General features: G+C 43.1%; 12 protein-coding genes. 7 read left to right on the top strand and 5 right to left on the bottom strand.

Annotation, left to right across the window (positions count from 1 at the left end; translation table 11 throughout):
* Positions 1 to 3: 3 nt before the first annotated feature.
* The 3 genes from OOF89_RS18295 (at position 4) to OOF89_RS18285 (ending at position 6,368) form a co-directional block, all read left to right on the top strand.
* Positions 4 to 3,018 (top strand): FtsX-like permease family protein, encoded by a 3,015-nt coding sequence (locus OOF89_RS18295; RefSeq protein WP_266081679.1) that lies wholly within the window; start codon positions 4 to 6, stop codon positions 3,016 to 3,018.
* Complete coding sequence (locus OOF89_RS18290; protein WP_266081677.1) at positions 3,011 to 4,654, top strand: sodium/phosphate symporter; 1,644 nt, start codon at positions 3,011 to 3,013, stop codon at positions 4,652 to 4,654. Before OOF89_RS18295 ends, OOF89_RS18290 begins: the two co-directional genes overlap by 8 nt.
* A gap of 493 nt (positions 4,655 to 5,147) precedes the next feature.
* Positions 5,148 to 6,368, top strand: a complete 1,221-nt coding sequence (locus tag OOF89_RS18285) for a glycosyltransferase family 2 protein (protein WP_266081675.1) — start codon at positions 5,148 to 5,150, stop codon at positions 6,366 to 6,368.
* Positions 6,369 to 6,442: 74 nt separating this feature from the next.
* Here OOF89_RS18285 and OOF89_RS18280 read toward each other — a convergent pair whose 3' ends face one another.
* Together OOF89_RS18280 and OOF89_RS18275 are read right to left on the bottom strand one after the other, a co-directional pair.
* Complete coding sequence (locus OOF89_RS18280) at positions 6,443 to 7,564, bottom strand: sulfatase-like hydrolase/transferase (protein ID WP_266081673.1); 1,122 nt, start codon at positions 7,562 to 7,564, stop codon at positions 6,443 to 6,445.
* A 290-nt stretch (positions 7,565 to 7,854) separates the two neighbouring features.
* Entirely contained in the window at positions 7,855 to 9,207 is a 1,353-nt protein-coding gene (locus OOF89_RS18275) for a hypothetical protein (protein ID WP_266081671.1), read from the bottom strand.
* 313 nt (positions 9,208 to 9,520) lie between these two features.
* Here OOF89_RS18275 and OOF89_RS18270 point away from each other — a divergent pair, with 313 nt between their 5' ends.
* The 3 genes from OOF89_RS18270 (at position 9,521) to OOF89_RS18260 (ending at position 13,160) form a co-directional block, all read left to right on the top strand.
* Complete coding sequence (locus OOF89_RS18270; RefSeq protein ID WP_266081669.1) at positions 9,521 to 10,423, top strand: hypothetical protein; 903 nt, start codon at positions 9,521 to 9,523, stop codon at positions 10,421 to 10,423.
* Between the two features lie 96 nt (positions 10,424 to 10,519).
* Positions 10,520 to 12,034: a flippase gene (locus tag OOF89_RS18265; RefSeq protein ID WP_266081667.1), complete on the top strand. Its 1,515-nt coding sequence runs from the start codon at positions 10,520 to 10,522 to the stop codon at positions 12,032 to 12,034.
* Positions 12,035 to 12,134: 100 nt separating this feature from the next.
* Positions 12,135 to 13,160, top strand: coding sequence for a glycosyltransferase family 4 protein (locus OOF89_RS18260; protein ID WP_266081664.1), 1,026 nt, complete (start codon positions 12,135 to 12,137; stop codon positions 13,158 to 13,160).
* A 240-nt stretch (positions 13,161 to 13,400) separates the two neighbouring features.
* Here the strand turns inward: OOF89_RS18260 and OOF89_RS18255 are convergent, their stop codons facing one another.
* The 3 genes from OOF89_RS18255 to OOF89_RS18245 form a co-directional block, all read right to left on the bottom strand.
* A complete protein-coding gene (locus tag OOF89_RS18255) occupies positions 13,401 to 14,591 on the bottom strand; it encodes a sulfatase-like hydrolase/transferase (protein ID WP_266081662.1) in 1,191 nt (396 codons plus the stop codon).
* Between the two features lie 75 nt (positions 14,592 to 14,666).
* Positions 14,667 to 15,752 (bottom strand): glycosyltransferase family 4 protein, encoded by a 1,086-nt coding sequence (locus tag OOF89_RS18250; RefSeq protein ID WP_266081660.1) that lies wholly within the window; start codon positions 15,750 to 15,752, stop codon positions 14,667 to 14,669.
* A 1-nt stretch (position 15,753) separates the two neighbouring features.
* Positions 15,754 to 17,031 carry a sulfatase gene (locus OOF89_RS18245; protein ID WP_266081658.1) on the bottom strand — a complete coding sequence of 426 codons (1,278 nt, stop codon included), beginning with the start codon at positions 17,029 to 17,031 and terminating at the stop codon, positions 15,754 to 15,756.
* Between the two features lie 124 nt (positions 17,032 to 17,155).
* Here OOF89_RS18245 and OOF89_RS18240 point away from each other — a divergent pair, with 124 nt between their 5' ends.
* Positions 17,156 to 18,286 carry a glycosyltransferase family 4 protein gene (locus OOF89_RS18240; protein WP_266081656.1) on the top strand — a complete coding sequence of 377 codons (1,131 nt, stop codon included), beginning with the start codon at positions 17,156 to 17,158 and terminating at the stop codon, positions 18,284 to 18,286.
* Positions 18,287 to 19,055 lie beyond the last annotated feature (769 nt).

The raw sequence follows: 19,055 nt of genomic DNA, 5'->3' as shown, positions 1-19,055 counted from the left end.
ACCGTGGGATACCGTCGTTCAGTTCTTTTGCGGTGGTCTCATCGCGATAAGCTTGCAATCCTCGTCATTACTGTTACCGTTGCGTTTCTCACAGGAACAACTCTTGTTCTCACAGCGACAGGGACACAGACGACAACTATTGCAGAAGACTTCGATTCGGATGGCACTGCGACCTATTACAACTCGCTTGAGGCAGCTCACACTCAATCACCCAACAACGCACTCGTTCTTCCTATAGCAACGGTTACACTGCCAAATGGATCACAGCAATACGTTATCGGTATTCCACCTGATGCCGCTCGTACTTTCAATAAGCAGACTGATATTACGATTCCAAATCCGCCACAGAATGGCGTCAGTGTGTCCAGTAATGCTGGGTTCACTACTGATTCACAACGGTTAGTCGGGAAAAATAGGGCGCTCACCGTTCCGGTCACTGTCGATGCGAATATTCAGTCGAAAGCAACTGTTCCACCCTCATGGTATCGTACAACACCAGCAACGGTTCGGCAACTCGGTACTACTGGTGCATTTGTAATCGAGCTACCAACGAAGAACGCACAAACGGTTCCACAGACCGGCGTTCCACTGCGATCTGTGCTTGCGTTTTTCATAGTGGGAACTCGCCAATTACTTTCTTTGGTGACACTCCTTGCGGTTGGTGGCGCAGTGCTGGTTGGCGTCGTTGTCCACAGTATCACACGAATGACTGTCCGCGATCGGATTCAGACTATCCGACTGATCCGATCAACTGGTGGAACTTCGACTAGCATTTGGATGTTATTTGGCGTTCGAGCATTGCTGCTTACTCTCGTTGGTATTGCCAGTGGGTATGCAGTCGGTATCATCATGACGCGGGCAGCTGTCAACTTCGCGGTTGCTTCCGGATTCCCAATATCACTTTCGATGACCGTGACTACACAGGTCGCTCGACTATTAGCAATTGGGTTTGGTGGGGTTGCACTCACCGGTCTTCTGGCAGGGATCAGTGCTGCATGGCCAGCGAGTCGCCGATCGCCAGCAGCACTTCGTCACCAAATCTCTCATACTGGCTCATCAAATTCTCTCTCACACCGACTTTTTCAGCATTTCTCACTCACATTTCTTGACTGGCGGGCGTTGCTCCCCAGTACAACAACACTCACTGTATTTGCAACGGTCGTTCTCGTTGGTGCATCAGTTGCTGGCGTTCTCACGCCGCTTATGAATACTGGCAATTCGACAATTACCGAACCGGGTGCGGTTCACCCTATCGGCAGTAAGGTACCCAGTTCCTATGCAACAACACTTCAAGAGCAAGGAAACACTGCCAGTCCAGAGTTATTGCTCTTTACCGTTCACAATGGCAACTCGCTCTTGGTGAGGGGTGTCGACTTTGATTCATTCGCCATCCTCTCTGATGCAAATGTGGAACAGGGACGTGCACCACAGTCACCAGATGAAGCCGTAATCGGCGCTGACATTGCAGATAAACGTGATATCCAGGTTGGCGATTCAATCACATTAGGTGGGAGTACTGCACCCTCATTTACCCGCGTGAAGGTCGTCGGGAAGTATTCTGCATCCGGCCTCTACGACGATCAGCTGCTAGTTTCACTTCAGACGGGACAACACCTTTCACTTGCGAAGCCAGGAATGGTGCATTTTATTCGAACCACAAAACAGGTCTCGACAACTTCGAGCACGCAGTCGAACTATACCATTCTCGATGTCACTGCACCTGAACGGATAGCGGTTACACAGAGGCTCCCCGTTCGTATTCGTGTTCAGAATTTCGGCTCAAAAACGATTACTCGAACAGTCCGTGCACACGTCGGAAATGAGACTCGAAAAATCACTGTTAAACTGGAGGCACATGCACAACGCACCGTTACACTACATGTTCCAGTTCGGACACCAGGAACACAGCACATTCAGGTCGGAACGCAGAGGACATCTGTTACTGTACTTCCCCGCAATGGACTCCAGATAGATGGGCTACCATCGTCTGCACCGCTATCGAGCAATCCATTGGTGACAGTGACAAATACAACCGGAACACCAGTCGCGAATGCATCACTCACTATCGGGAACCGAACTGTCGAGACAAACCAAAACGGCCGTGTGCGGGTTCCACTTGATGAGCCTGGAACGCAAACGCTCACAGTCCACCATCAAAACCAGTCCAAAACACAGACAATCAACGTCTCGGAAACCGCATCGCGAACCCTTGTCGGCCAAATCCGTATTCGCCCAACTAACCCCTCGATTGCAGTTCGACCACACGCACGTATTTCACTCTATAACCCATGGCAAACAAAGGTCTCCACAAAAGCTGTTGTTTCGACAGCAGGGAAGCAATACACACGCACCGTCTCAGTTGCACCAGGGCAAAACAAATCAACGGAAATCCAGCTACCACGAATGGCCCCGGGTTCGTATACAGCTCGTCTAATGGCGTCAGAGCGAACCCTTGCTGTTGCCGACTATACTGTCTCAGGGGATGACCGGATCGTCGCAGCCTATGCAAACCAAGGGGCGTATTCTGGCAGTAGTGGTGTCGGAAGTATACTTGAGACCGCGTTTGGGAATCTTACGTTCCTTGTTGGGATTCTCAGTGTCTTAGCGGGCGTTATGACGATCGGCAGTACAACAGCAACCTTCGCACAGGCGATTCATGCCCGTCGACAAGCTATCGGTGTTCACCGAGCAACTGGTGCCATCCCGTATCAGGTTGCTCGCTTGATTCTCATGGATGCACTCAAAATCGGTGCGGTTGCGACTGTTACTGCATTTAGCAGTGCAATTTTGGTGACTGCGATACTTGCGTGGGGCGGATTCTTGACCATATTTGGAATTCAAATCACACCAGAGATAACGTTAACAGTGGTCGGGGTTGTACTATGTGGTGAACTCATGATTATTCTGTTCAGTGCTCTCCTCGTCACTCTCGGCCTTCTTCGTCAACAGCCAGTCTCCCTTTTTAAATCCACAAGTCGTGAAACGAGCACTGGCTCACAAGGAGGTCTGAATGACTAACCGTCGTCCGTACGTCTTCATTGGTATCACCGTCTTCATGGTGGCAGTCGCGATGCGGACAATCCCGCTCTATTGGAGCTATCTTCCGTTCAATCTCGACGGTCTCCAATTTGCTGCCCCCGCTCGATATACACTCTCTCATGGCCATCTTCCAACTTCTTATGGATTTTTTCACCCAGATAAATACACATTCTCTGCATTGCTCACCATTTGTAGCCAGTTGACGGGGATTTCACCACTTCGTATTGCACAGCCCGCAATCGCAGTGATTGGCAGTGTCCCCTGTTTGATTGCAGTGTGGCTGACGCGGCGTATCGGTCATCAGTTACAATGGAACCCAGTGCATACACGTATCGCAGCTGCTCTCGCTGGTCTTGTTTTAGCAACAGAAGGCGTCTACCTTGGTCGATCTGCAGCAGTAACAAGTGAAGGACTTGGTCTCGTATTTGTCGCTATTTTAGCGATTGTCTTTTACCGACTGTTGCAAACTGGCCGGTGGCCATGGATCGTATTGACGGCCTTGCTGATCGCTATCTTCCCACTAACGCACAATCTGAGTACAATGATCGGTGCCCTTGTGATTACAGCGCTTCTCGCTGTCTCGGTTCGTCAGTCGACAGGACGTGTCCTTGTTGCAGGTGGACTAGCAGTCATCGCATTTTGGATCTATCTCAGTAGCTATTACTCTGTTATGGGAATGAACGAACTCTCTCGAGTCTCGTCTGTTCCTGGGCTCTTTCTTGCCTGGATTATTGTTTTGTTTGTCGCAGCAGTTTGGATCCCATCAACGAGTGTCCGAACACAACGTAGCGTACCCATGTTCGCACTATTTGGCGGTGTCGGAGTTCTGGTTGCTAATTTCTTCGTTCCTGTTTTCCCCGGAACAGCGTCACTCCATATGTCTGCATTGCTGTTTTCCATTCCAATCATTTGTATCGGTCTCCTCGCTACCCATGGACTCCCATATATTACGGTTGCAAGGGATGGTGTGATCGGTCTTGCTCTTCTTCTTGGCCCATTGACGCTCATTGGTTTCGGATTGACAGGTAGATTGACAATTGAATATCAGGGGCTTATCGTCCGAGGACAGATCTTTCTACACTTGGTGGCCGCTATCTTAGCGGCGCTTGCCGTCGTCAGTCTCAGCCTACGAGGGGATTCCAGTAGTCATGTATGGAACGGTATTCGTGCTGGATTTGTTCCGCTCTTGCTAGTAGCAGCACTGATGAGTGCGCCATTGGCCTTTACAGGGTTGCATGCAACTTCAGCACAGGCAGTTATTGCACCCAGCGAGTATGAGTCCACAACATTCGCTGCGAACTACGTCCCGAATACGTGGGTAAGTGATGGTCATCTCTCACGTCTCGCCCTCTATTACTATCCCCGTCAGACAAATGCGACTTATACCCCAATGTATCAGTGGGCCCAAGGCGGAGGGATGCCTCCCACTTGTACTGTTGTCTCACAGTCCTCTTGGACGACTTTAGGCGTCCAATTGTTTCCCGATTCTCCGAAACGGATTTCTGCCAGTAAATATCAGCAATGGATTGCAAAACAAAACATGGTCTATACGACAAGTGGAAATGATCAGATTACTATTACAAGACCGATAGCAGACAATGGAAAATATTGCTGACAACATTTGCCACCCCTATTACATCACTTAAACACGGTATTTACACACTAGTTCATAACATTTAATTAACTATATCGCTACTGGTTGGACGGTTTTTCATAAATTATGGTTTTTCTAACCAATTAATTTATACATTTTCAACTGTTGGCAGTGTCGGTATTAACAGATAATATTATAAGCGGAAATTATATATGTCTTGTCCGAATCAATCTTCTTGAGGAATATCTACTCTAGTTGCGAGTAGAATGAAACCGAAGACTAAACAAATAGAAGTCAAATCAAGGAATCAATGTCACGATATCCAAAATCCGTTCGAGCGGCGTCGATCAAATGTATCGCATGCAACGCGCCTGTTGTCCAAACCGTAGATGGAGCATACGGTTGTGTCAAATGTGGCGAATCACCTATTGAAAAGAATGAACAAGGACAAAAGGAACCGGCGGTTGCGAAACCGAGCCCAATTGCAGACGACTAAAATTCAGGATTGAAATAAATGAGCGAAGAGGAAACTATACCCTCCAGTCGTAACCGTACAGTAGCAGAAGAACAGGACGCGGATTCACCAGGCAATCTCCTTGTTGGGAAAGACAGTGCTGTGACCCCCCTGTTGAGTGTGATCATGCCCACACTCAATGAAGAAGATGGGATTGCAGAATGCATTGAAATGGTGAAACGAGGGATCAGTAAAATTGGTGTGACGACTGAGATCATTATCAGTGATAGTTCAACTGATCGTACTCCAGAGATCGCACGCGAAATGGGTGCAATCGTCGTTGAACCGGACAAACCTGGATATGGGTATGCATATCGGTATGCGTTTGACCATGCTCGTGGCCGGTACATCGTCATTGGGGATGCAGATACAACGTACGATTTTGAGGATATTCCTCGGCTCTTAGAGGAGGTTACGCACAACGATGCGGATATGGTGATGGGGAGTCGGCTTGAAGGTGAAATCAAATCTGGTGCCATGCCACCTCTGCATCAGTATATTGGCAACCCACTGCTGACGAAGTTTCTCAATACGTTTTATGGAGCGGGTGTTTCCGACGCGCACAGTGGATTCCGTATCATTGAACGTGAGGCGTATGAGGAGTTGGAATTAAAGACAACCGGAATGGAATACGCCAGCGAAATGATCATGGAGGCTGGTGCGCGCGATATGACGATCAAAGAGGTGCCCATTACGTATCACGAACGCGAAGGTGATGCTACGCTCGATAGCTTTAGTGACGGTTGGCGACACGTGAAGTTCATGCTCGTGAATGCACCGGGATATTTGTTCTCAGTTCCAGCGATGTTCCTTTCTGGGATTGGGTTGTTAGTGATGTTTCTAGCGTATACTGGTATTACGATCAATGGAGTACACGTCGGCCTGCACTCAATGATTGCCGGGAGTTTATTGGCGATCAGCGGCTATCAGGTTGGAAGCCTCGGAGTGTTTGCGACAGTCGCTGGAAATCCGATTAAACAATCGCGTCAGCCAATCATGGGTCGGATATTAAAACAGTTGCAACTCGAACATGCAGCGACACTTGGGGTCTTATTGTTCGCCGGTGGCACGGTCTATGCGGCGTATCTCGTAATCCAGTGGGTGTCGAGTGGATTCGTTGAGTTACCATTGTTGATGGACGACATACTCGCGTTCACTGCGATTGTCTTAGGTGTTCAAACCATTTTTTCGGCGTTCTTAGTGAGCACTATATCGGAATAAATAAAAACTATTTTTAATATTAATTATTCAGTAAGTAAGATTTAAGAAATAATAACGGTCATAGACTGTACCAGTCACTTATACCCAAGCGCCCGAAGCTGACTTTCAACCATCTTACTTGTTTGTCCAACTGGGTCAGAATCTTCCCAATCATCTGGGAGAGCTGAAACTAATTCTTCATTTTCTTCATTAGCATCAAATTGTTCCTTTCCATCCTTAATGTATGATGAAAGAATTACATCATCCTGCTTGGATACAATGATTTTCTGAGTGTCACAATAAATAGCTTTCCGCTCTACACCGTAGCGTACTCCCTCACAAAGGACTTTTCGACCCGTTGATATTGGGTCTTTCCAATTACAACCTGTATATTGGTCTCCTTTACCAATTAGTGAGGCAATTGTTTTCGGTAAATCGATTAGACTGGCACGTCCACCTGTGGGAACTAATTTTGAATCAGTTGAGCCAATCGGGACTCTTGCAACGACGTCAAAGGGAGTACCACCATGCCCACAGCAGTAATTTGGTCGGCTATCAGTGAACTTTCTATCGAGATCGGAGAATTCCCAATGAGCTTCTCCATGGTCACCAAATATAAAAATCGTCGTATTTTCTAGTTCATTGTTTAGGCTTTTTACTACTTCTAGAGTATAATCAATAGCTGCATGATATAGCCGCAATCGATGTTTACGATATCGTCTACAGTTTTCATCATTAGAATTATAATTATTAGTATATTTACTAAAGGATTTAAGTTGGTCTATGGAGGTATCTACCTTCCTTTGTTTGATGTATTCATCTGGAATTTCAATAGGAGCATGAACATCACCTAGATGAATATAACCGAATGTTCGTTCCCGATCTGATCGCCATGACTGATATTTATCTGTTACTTTTTCTGAATTGGCATCCGCATACACTCGGTGTGATTGGAACCAACTTTTTGTCGCCATGAATGGCATTGGGAAACCGTATCCAGCAAATGTCTCATATCCGTGCTCCTCAAAAAGGATTGGAAGAGGTTTTCCCTCGTTTGTCTGTTTTGGCATTGCGAATGAATCACTATTTGAATCTGTATGCGCAACGGCTCCATGCTTATGTGGATATAATCCGGTCAAATAGCTAGATACAGATGGAAATGTCCAAGGACTTGGGGCTATAGCATCAGAAAGTGTAAAACCAGGGATTTTCATCATACTCTTGGCACGAAGTGCATCAATACAAATCATTAAAACGTGTTCTGGAGCATCTCTTGGAAGGTTATCTTTACTCGGCTTAAAGCTAGGACTACAATGTTCCAGATTAGCCTGTTTCGAAAGTTTCCAGAAATATACTGGTCGAACTAAACTCTTTAGATCATTCTTGAATCTCACAATAGTATAGTTATCGGAGTTAAGAGTGAAAAGCACTTGGAATGCATCATAATATTACAACCTAGATTAAGCAAGATTATAATTATTTATTAAAGTTATTTCTAATTTATTTATCAAAGGACAGAGCATCTATAGAGCTTTACTCCATGCGATGTGTAGATTTTGTCTCCATTTATATATGAGTTATCTTTGGCCATTTGATCTAGTCTTTCCACGAAAATTTTATTCGGTTCACAACTTGATGGACGTAATTCTGGCTGACGTCCTATATATCGCCATAGTTCAATTTCGTATCCCACAACTGTATATTTTTCTGATGAATATTCCTCTACCCAATATGTTGACTGATACTGTTGAGGTGTGTAATTACCTTCACCTAGTGTAGTTTCATCGGGATTGGAAATTAGGACTTGAGGAGAAATAGCAAAAGAATGTATCGTAATAAATGATATTAAAAGAACTATTTGAATAATATCCTTTGGAAAGGCATCTATATGTTCTAATTCATGTAGCATTATAAACGTTGTTATAGGAATAAATAATAATAAATAACGAGCAGGATCATAAGCGATTACACGTCCAGCAAAAAGCTGGAAGAAATATAATATTGTCGTAACTCCGGCAAAAAATGATAGTGATAATTGCCAATTTTTTGTCTTAGTTCTTTTATTTACTACTGATAAAAGTGTGGCGATGGACCATATTACAATCAAACTCATCGTACCATAGTATACAACCATTTGTCTGATAGAAGGTATTGATTTTCCTCCTACTGTCCAACTAGGCGAACCACCTAATTGTGTTAATCCTACAATTATTCCTGCCACAGTATTACTATTAATTCCCCAGAAAATCAATACAGTAACGGCGATCGCTGCAGCTGTTGCTATCTGTAATATTGATATCGATTTTTGTTCGTCTGTTATATCAATCCTGTACAGGAGATTTTCAACTAAAATTTCATTTATTAATATTAGTATTACTGACGCAATTGCAAGGATAGGATGACTGATTATTGCTAATGAAAAAAACACAGCGGATAAAACTATTACACGCTTATTGGAAGATCTCGCTCTAAATTTAAACATAAATATATATAATATAAAATAAAGCGCAATCATAGCTGGAATTTCATCAACTAGCTTTGCTTCAAATCCTCTATATGTTTTAAGATATATGACTGATAATACAGCATATAATGCAACTTTACTTCCTCCGATCCGTTTCACTCCTAGAAAAAAAATAATGGGAATTAATATGCTAATTAACGGTAAATATTTTCCAATCTTCATTAGTGGAATACTTAGTATTTCATTTAATACATCAATCAGAATGTACATACCTGGCCATCCACCCTTGGACGTTGCCGATAACAACCCAGAATTTTGATATAATTTGAATATTTGCAAGGTTGTCGCTGGGTCATAGCCATATAGTTTCAACTCTTTGGGATCAATTACGATCAATAAGTTGACTAATGATAATAAGGATATAAATATCATACGGGTAGTGTCTAGCACGTTGAATTTATTGATGATGACTAGTACTACGCCCAAAAATATCAAATTAAAATATACTATTTGGTAAGGGATAGATATTAAGCTAAACGCTGTTAGTACTAACGTAGTAAATGCTAAAAACCAAATTATACACAACAATTTGATCGAAGTTTTTCTACGAACCAGCGAATTTTTGGTTTGTATTCTCATATGAACTTAGTAATTATAGTAGTATTCCGACATACGATAGTATTAATTACACGGGGAGGTAATAAATCATATGGATTTATTCCATTGGTTAACAGAGTCTAGAAATAACATTGAAAAAGATGGAATAGGCGGAATTCGAGAATCATTATGGCCAGTGTATCGTAAGTTTCTAGAGCAGGGTCGTCGATTTCAACCAGCTGGAGACAATATTTATGACTATAGTTGGGATTTATTGATAGTTGTTGACTCATGTAGATATGACCTCATGTGTGAAGTGGCGAATCAATATGATTATATCCCAAAAGTAGATTCACATTGGTCTGTAGACAGTACAACTGCGTATTGGATGCGAAGGACATTTAAGCATGACCAAATCAAAGAAACCACTTATATTTGCTCAAATCCTTTTTCTGATAACTTAGTAGATAATAATAAATTTAAAAAAGTAGTGGAATTATGGAAATGCGTCTGGGAAGAGCCGGGAACAGTCCCACCACAAGCGGTCACTGATGAAACAATCCGTGCGATGCGTGGAACAAACTCAGATCGTACTATTGCTCATTATCTACAGCCTCACTGCCCCTTTATACCCAAACCATTCTCTCAAAAGAAGTTAAATGAGTTTTCATCCCATGATCATCGAGACGTATGGGAGTTATATCGCGATAGGGATATTACTCTTGATGAATTATGGGAGGGTTATCGGAAGAATTTAGAATTAGTTTTAGACAATATTCATACATTATTGGAGTCGGTTAATGGAGATGTTGTGATTACATCGGATCATGGCAATGCATTGGGTAAGTGGGGAATCTATGGTCATCCCCCGCGGATGCCACATTCTTCCTTGAGAACTGTTCCCTGGATTGAAACGGAAGCAACGAATACTAATGGCTATGAACCCGATTCTTGGATCAAAGAACATGACATGGAAAAGCAGGATCAACTGAAGGCTCTCGGTTACTTGGACTAAGATTGGAAAACGATAAATATGATATATAATGGTTTTAGGAATTAGATTGTAAAATAATCCCGAAAAGTTGAAGAGACTTGCTTATTTCTTATTCATGTGACCTCTTCCTCCAACGCGCTTGGAAATCTAGCAAAAAGTTCAGTAATAATATTAATTGGGACAATTGTCGGTAGATTACTTGCCCTATGTAGCGAAATTTTTATTGCACGAACATTAAATCCTGAATTGTTTGGAGAAATTGCACTTACTTATACTATTGTTTTATCAATTGGTAGTATCCTTGTGATTGGATCGGACGAAGGCATCACTCGAATGCTCTCATCCAATAATGTATCAAGTGGGAATACTATTATCTCAGGATACGTGATTGCTTTAGCAGGAGCAACAATTGGATCGGTAACAATATACTTTGCCCGTTTTTTAATCGCAGATATTTTATCAGCACCGTCTTTCTCAGATCTCATTCCATACTTTCTGCCATTTTTACTTCTTTATCCCCTCTCTCGGATCTCGTTCGGTATTCTTAGAGCAGAAGGGAAATCTCTACATGCTGTGGTTTCTCGAGAACTCATACCCCGAATTGGATGCTTTATCATTTTGACTCTATTCCTTTATTTCAACCGTCCGGAAGAAGGAGCAGCTATCTATTGGGCATTTCTTCCACTATTCGTTCTTATCTCTTCTTTTTATTATGTTGATTGGCCTACCAGGTCATCACTGAATTTCGACAAAAAATCATTGCATGAACTATTTGCATTTTCTTGGCCACTTGCAGTCAGTTCCACTGTTTTTCTTCTGCTTTCAAATTCAGATATGATCATGATTGCGTACTTTTTGGATTCACAAGATGTTGGTCTTTATCGTGCCGTACAGCCTCTTCGTCAAGTAACTACTTTTGTAATGAGTTCTTTTACTTTTTTGTTTTTACCACTAGCAACCAGATATTTCGAAGAGAATGACATAATTTCTCTCCATCAGTTCTATCAGACCTCCACGAAATGGATTGTCACTCTTACCTTCCCACCTGTGCTGTTATTCACGTTCTTCTCAGGGGATACTGTGAGGGTATTCTTTGGAAGCGCATATTCAGCTGCTGCTCCGACACTGGCAGTACTAACCGGTGGTCTCTTTATACGTTCTTTAGTTGGTTTAGACGGTGACGTAGTAAAGGCAATTAACCGACCCCAGATCGAGTTATATGCTTCAGTTGTCGGTGTAGTGTCAAATATTCTGTTGAATATTTGGTTAATACCCCAATTTGGAATTGTTGGCGCAGCTTTTGGAACGGTCATCGGATATGGGATATACAATTTAATAGAAATTATAATAATTTATCGAATGACAAGTATTCACCCATTTTCCAGCCATCTATTAAAGCCTTTACTCGCCAATATATTAATTACGGCTATTATTTCGAAGGTAATCGGCCACATAACCAATTTCACTGGATTGATTTCATTAGGCATCGTTATTTCTATTTTTCAACTCATATGTTTAGTCGGGACGAGTAGCCTTGAAAAAGATGATTTAGATCTATATTATCAGATTGAAAACCGTTTCGGTATTGAAATCCCATTGATCAGAGCAATTCTTAAATCTGGTGTTCAGTGATTATATGTATCCGTAGTGCATCTATTAGATAATCACCATGAAATTCTACATAAAGGGAATATTTTTCATATAGGAGTTCATCATTCCTACTGCAATATCGATGAAAATATTACTGATAACTAGAGAATTTCCCCCTCATGTACTTGGTGGCATATCGTATGCCCTTGCTCAAATCTGTGATGAACTGTTAAGAGATCACGATGTGGAAGTAATTACTGGAACATGTCGAGAAGCGTCCGACCGTCCAATCCACGAAATCAGCCGTGACTTCACCCTACATACCGTTGACTTTGGGAGTATTGAAGGAAATCATATTAGGTTCCCATATGCTTTGAAAACCTTTCTAGCTGATTTTGATATCGAACGATTCGATATTGCATATACTCACACTCCACTTCCGTATGGTCTGAAAATACCCCTTATAACTCACTATCATGACTCCAAACGAAAGTCGGGCGAGTATGTCATGAAAGAGTACAGTACGTTCAAGAAAATATTAGATAAAATAGTAGAACCAACAAGGAGATTTGTTGACCAACGTTCATTAGATGTGTCGGATCATTACATTTTCAACAGTAAAATATGTCGTGATGCATGGCAGGAGTACTACAAATTCTCATCACCCTCTAATATTGTCTACAATGGTGTTGATTCAGGTGAGTTTTTTCCCGAAGAAGGACAGGAGGACTATGTTCTTTTTATTGGAGATAATGAAAGAAAAGGCATAGACGACGTGAGGCGGTTTTCAAGTGAAACTCAACGTCGTGTGATCATTGTTGGCGATCCAAATCACAGTTCACAATATTTTGAGACCTTATCTGACATCTCTCAAGAAGAACTTCGTAGTTTGTATAGTAAGGCTTATGCCACTATTCACCCTGCCAATTTCGAAGCATTTGGAAATATCATCTTAGAATCTTTAGCTTGTGGGACCCCTGTTGTAGTGTCTTCGAGGTGCGGTGCAAGTGAATTACTCAACGAGTCTACCGGAGTTGTGTCAAATGATCTTACAAAAGGTGTTGAGGAAGTTTCCAGTTGTGACACTGCATCATGCAGAAAGCTAGCTGAAAAATATTCCTGGAAAGCAGCTATAGAAAATCTCAACGAAATATTCATTAAATACTGATATTAATTATATTTTTTATTTGTAGCCTAGATCAGACAATAATTGCTTGGTTTCTGCATCTATTGAATCAGTAAGACGACGCATCTCTTCCGGATTTGTTTTCACCGATTTGATTTCGTCTTTTAACTTGCTTGGCGATTTTTCTGGCACACTTTTCGGTTTGCACTCCTTGGGATCATTAGCTGAAAAATACCACCACTCATTTATGTCATTGCTGTCGCTTGAATAGACTGTCCCAGTTTAGTCATGTGCAACTATAGTATGACCTCTTTCGGTTAGAGCATCGGCAATAACCGGCCGAGATGGATAAAATTCTCTAATCGATATATTTCCAATATCTTTTTCAATTGGGAAATCTCCTCTTTCAATGTTAACTGTTTGTGCCACTAATTCGTTAAGCCATGTGAGTGAGAAACTCTTTTGAATTCTGGTTTGACTAACTTGCGGGCCGGAAAGAACCAATGGGACGTGTAACAAATCGCGATACAGGTAATCACGATCATCGTTGCATATTCTCTGTTCAGCCCCTGCACCGTGATCATAGTAACCATGCTCCAACATTGAATCTCCATGGTCTGCAGTTACAATGACTAGCGATTTTTCCCAACGATCTTCATTTTTAAGAAAGTCAATAAAACGTCCGACTTGTGCGTCAATATATTTGAGCACGCTATCATACGCTTTTTCATAGATTGGTGCATATTGGTGGCGCACCCGCTTTGAATCGTCCCAAAATTGGCGTAATGATGAATGATTAGCCATCCCTCCTTCTTTTGCTCGCCTTGGATGAATTGGTGTATGTAAATCATTCAAATGGGTCCAGGCAAACATGGGTCCTTCTCTATCGGACATATATGACATTAAATTATCAATCACTATTTTCCCATCAATGGTTGGCCAACCATCATACAATTGCTTTATTCTATATCCAACAAATGCTAATCTGACCGGATTAAGAGGAAGAGGTGAATTTTCCATTTGCCGGAGAAGAGCTCGGCCCACTCCTAGTACTGGATTTCCACTGGTATCACCTTCCTCTGAAAATTTATCCCCCTGCGATTCGATACGAATGTTCCTGAATTTGTCAAATCCGGCGTCGAAATTCCGAATGGGCGTCAATTGTGGGTTTGCTACAATTCCGACAGTGGTATATCCATGGTTGGAGAGCCAAGAAGCGAAGGTTTCTGCATTATTGGGTATTGATTTATATGATAACTCTTCCACATAGTCACATTGATACGAATGTCGACCTGAAAGGATACCTGGGATCGATTCACTCGTTCGAGGACCCGGGGCAATGGCATCTTCAAAAACGGCTCCATTTTCGGCCAATTTATCTATATTTGGTGTGGTGTCTTTTTCATACCCTGAAAACCCACACTTATCATACCTAAGACAATCAATCGTAATTAAATAAATGTCATTTACCATAATTAGTTAATACCCTACCAGGATAAAAACGCATCGGATATCGAGATTATATATAAATTATAAAATATTTCAATATTATCTTTTATTATTAACTGATATAAATATATCCACCATTTTTTCTGCTGCAGCTTTCCATGTGAATCGTTGACTTCTAATTTGACCCAGATTAGCCAATTTGTCTTGATATTGTTCGTCACTTATTACCTTATATATTGATTGTTTAATATCCTCGATCTCGTATGGATCGGCCAATTCTGCTGCATTGTCTAATATTTCAGGAAGTGAGGATGCTGTAGATGCCACAACTGGTGTTTTACAGGCCATCGCCTCTAAGGGTGGTAATCCAAATCCTTCATATAACGAAGGATAGGCAAATATCGTAGCATTTTGATAAGCGAATTTTAATTCTTCTATTTTCAGGAACCCAGGAGTTATAATCTCTTCCGATATGGTAATATCCATATTTTTAAATATCATTTTATTCTTAGGTCCAATTAGAACAAGCTTGTGAGGTATATCTGCTTCCTCTTTTAATTGCTTGAACGCTGCTACGAGACGTTTAATGTTTTTCCTTGGATTAAATGCTCCAACATATAGTATATACTTTTCTGGTAAGTCAATTGACGAACTGCTCTCATTATTGAAATATGTGTTTTTAATGCCGTTATGTACAACATTTATTTTGTTTGAATCAATAGATAATTCATTTACTATTTCTCTTTTTGAAAAATTTGAAACAGTCACGACTGCATCGGCTGATTTAGCAGCTTGTGGTACTGTTAATTTTCTATATAATTGATGGTGCTTATTTGACATTCCTTTGATTGCGTTTATATCGTGGATGCACATTACAACGGGATATGAAACGGGATGCAAGGGCGCGTTTCCGTTGGGACAGTAGAGTACATCTACCTCTTCTGCTGAAGCTATATTGGGAAGCACCGTTCGTTCCCAGAATAATCCGTATATTTGACTGTCTTTAAGATAATATTTATCAATTATTTTTGCATTTGGAAAAATATGTTTTAAAGAATTATGACCAAATAGTACTACTTCAATCTCAGGGTAGGTCATCAACTCATTGGTCAATCTCAGTGATGTTTGCACTGATCCACCTGGTTCATCAACTGAGAACGTACGTGCATTAATCCCAATTTTCATGTTACTCTTTGTACCCCAATGCGGCAAGTCGACGTTCAATCTCTTCGTCTGCCTCGTCCCTGTCCGAATCGGCGGCCTGCGTTTCTCCTTCTGCTACCCGTTCTTGGATGTAAGCTTCGAGTTTACAGGACAGTTCTTCGTCGTCCACCTCTTCTGCAACGATCTCCTCCGCCTCCAGATTGTACGTCGCGTACCCGATCGCATCCTCGTTTCGTGCGGCGAAGCGGCGGAGGTGGCTGTTCTCTTTTTCCCCGCGGGCTTGCATGAATATGGTTCGGTTCACGGACGGTTCCGAGGCAAATTCCAATAGCGACCGACCCGGCAGGTCGGCGTTCGTTTCGGCTGCGTCCAACAGCGTGGGAACGACGTCAATGGTGTTGACCGGCGTCTCGACGGTTTTCGCTCCGCAATCCGGATCTATAACAATCATCGGAACTCGAGTGAGTTCCTCGTGAACGTAGCGTGGATGTTCGTAGTATCCACGTTCACCGAAGGCATCGCCGTGATCCGCCGTAATCACGAGGAGAGTATCGTTGAGTAGCCCTCTGTTATTCAGTATATCGATGAACTCCTTAACTTGTTTGTCTGTGTAGCGGATTTCAGCGTCGTACAAATCGATGAGTAGTTTTCGTTCAGAGTTCGAAATCGATTCCGGAAAGTTGATTGCTCGCTTGTAGAGTTTTTGCGCGCGCCTGTCGCTTACTGGCTCGTCGTGATATAACGCTCGATATTTATCGAAGGGTTCGTATGGTCCGTGTGGATCCATGTAGTGGTTCCAGAGGAAGAATGGTTGATCGCTATCGAGGGAATCGATCCAATCGAGTGACCGTTCGTTGATTTCATCCGCCCGAGCATAGTGTCGGTTGCGTAGTTTATCCAACGCCCGCTGAGCGAGCGCGATGAGTTTGTGTTTGCCAAGATGGAGATCGTCATCAAACATATCAAACCCATCATTGAATCCGTAGGCTCGTGAGACGAAAGGATTCGAGTGAAACCCCGCGGTGGTGTACCCCTCTTGTTTTAGATGAGTAGCGACTGTATCTCTGGCGCGATGGTAGTTCGAGTTGATTGCTTCATCAGGATATCGTCCTGTGAGGATCGCCGGCACTGCTTCACGTGTGTGTGAACTTGCACTGTACGCGTTCTTAAATAAGATACCTTGGTTCGCCAATTTGTCGAGATTGGGGGATGTGTTCCTCTCGTATCCATAACAGGATAGATGATCCGCACGAAGTGCGTCCATCGACAGAAGAATCACATTCTGATTTCCGGAACTCATTACTAAGTTGAGTTTGCTCGAAGGATATATTACTTTGGTTCCGACGCGAATTCTAAAGCAAAATTAATTTATGATGGATCTTTTCCGAAACAGAATAGTTGCTTGAACCAATTTATACATTCAAATGAGAATCGCGTTCATCACAAATGTCGTGTATCCTTTTGTCACCGGTGGTGCTGAAAAGCGTGTTCATGAAATCGGCACGCGACTTGCCGATGCCGGTCACGACGTGACAATTTACGGTCGTCATTTCTGGGATGGATCGACAGAGATCACTCACTCGGGGATGACACTTCGTGCAGTCAGTCCAGAACGGGAACTGTACGCACAAGAACGCCGCTCAATTACCGAGGCAATCGAATTTGCAAAGGATCTTGTCGTTCCGCTGTATCGACATCGCCATGAACACGATATTATCGTGGCTTCTGTCTTCCCGTATTTCCCGGTACTCTCGACGAAGCTTTCGACTCTCTTCTCCGAACTCCCTGTCGTAACTACTTGGCATGAGGTTTGGCAGGACTATTGGACTGACTATCTTGGAACATTAGCTCCCTTCGGGAAGATTACGGAGCGATTTACTGCAAGTATTCCACAGTATCCACTCGCCGTCTCCGGTATTACCGCGGATCGACTGACATCACTTAGCCCTAATTACGACACAGTACCTGTCGTTCCAAACGGAATCGATTATGATCAGATCCGCTCTGTCGAACCTGCAGATGATGGCTTTGATGTACTTTTTGCTGGTCGACTGATCGAGGACAAACGAGTTGACAGGCTCCTCGAAGCCTTCGATAGAATTGCACCTCCTGATTCAACACTTGGTATCATTGGTGAAGGTCCAGAACTTGAATCATTAAAGCAGGAGGCCAGAAATTTGGAAACGTCCAACCAGATCTCTTTCCTTGGATTCCTGGACGAATACAACGAAGTACTCGGACACATGCGCGCGGCGGACGTTTTTGCTTCCCCGTCTACCCGCGAAGGATTTGGCATCACCTATGTAGAGGCAATGGCCTCAGATTGTACGGTTATCGGAGCAGATCACCCCAATTCGGCAGCTAAAGAGGTTATCGGCGATGCAGGTCTCGTAGTAGAACCTACGATTGTGGAATTAGCTAACTCTCTTGATAAGGCACTCGCAGATAATCGTCCTACTCACGCACCTCGTGACCGAGCTCAACAATACGACTGGGACAATGTCGCTGAGCAGGCAGCATCTATTTATTCACGTGCAGTAGGTGGAAGCTGGTAGTAAATTTAGTGCCCGCATTATATATCAATTATTGATATTCAAACAGAGGATGAGTATAAGTACCCTCTTGCTTTCCGGTCGAAGCTCGCTTATATTGAAATTGTTGACTTAAACATCATGATATAAAAACGTCAAACCCTACTCTTCTGCCGGTAGTACAGTCTATGACAAGCAACTCGCATTGTTCTATCATGATCATACATCGCTCTCGACTATTGATAATCGAGTAAAGTAGGACTGTAATGTCTCGTCCGACTACCGTCTCCAAACCAACACTCCAACGGGTGGTGAGACCCAATGAGTGATTCGCACCATCCCACCCCACGTCCGGACTGCTGGATCATAACGCACAAAGACACCACACACGAGGACGGACAACGATCGACCACCACACAATCCTCTTGTTCGACAGCGGATATGATCCAGATTCACACTAAAACGTGCACGCTCACAGGTGTCGTCTACCAGTGTACACACCACGACCGCGTTCTCACCTGCCGTGGCCCCGAACCTGGCGAGCATGTCCTGTACGTTGTGACACCCAAAATGATCGCTAGAGAGTACAGTATTGCTACTACGAAGAATCGGCCACACCGGAACAATTCTCGATCGGTACAGTCGAACACCTACTGGAATACGCTTGGCTTCGAACGAACGCCCATGTCGAGGCTATCGTCGACCCAGCGGGTGGTAAACAGGCATGAGAATCGAGACGTCACCGCCGCTTGATCCACAAAACCTAGAGCCACCCATTGTTTATTCGGTGAGA

This window comes from Haladaptatus caseinilyticus, assembly GCF_026248685.1.
GTDB lineage: Archaea > Halobacteriota > Halobacteria > Halobacteriales > Haladaptataceae > Haladaptatus > Haladaptatus caseinilyticus.
This window is presented reverse-complemented; position numbering and strand designations above follow the sequence as displayed.

Coding starts and splice junctions, on each gene's coding strand:
- OOF89_RS18245 (WP_266081658.1), bottom strand. CDS start 17,031: ATGAGTTCCGGAAATCAGAATGTGATTCTTCTGTCGATGGACGCACTT.
- OOF89_RS18270 (WP_266081669.1), top strand. CDS start 9,521: ATGGATTTATTCCATTGGTTAACAGAGTCTAGAAATAACATTGAAAAA.
- OOF89_RS18280 (WP_266081673.1), bottom strand. CDS start 7,564: ATGATGAAAATCCCTGGTTTTACACTTTCTGATGCTATAGCCCCAAGT.
- OOF89_RS18290 (WP_266081677.1), top strand. CDS start 3,011: ATGACTAACCGTCGTCCGTACGTCTTCATTGGTATCACCGTCTTCATG.
- OOF89_RS18255 (WP_266081662.1), bottom strand. CDS start 14,591: ATGGTAAATGACATTTATTTAATTACGATTGATTGTCTTAGGTATGAT.
- OOF89_RS18240 (WP_266081656.1), top strand. CDS start 17,156: ATGAGAATCGCGTTCATCACAAATGTCGTGTATCCTTTTGTCACCGGT.
- OOF89_RS18250 (WP_266081660.1), bottom strand. CDS start 15,752: ATGAAAATTGGGATTAATGCACGTACGTTCTCAGTTGATGAACCAGGT.
- OOF89_RS18285 (WP_266081675.1), top strand. CDS start 5,148: ATGAGCGAAGAGGAAACTATACCCTCCAGTCGTAACCGTACAGTAGCA.
- OOF89_RS18260 (WP_266081664.1), top strand. CDS start 12,135: ATGAAAATATTACTGATAACTAGAGAATTTCCCCCTCATGTACTTGGT.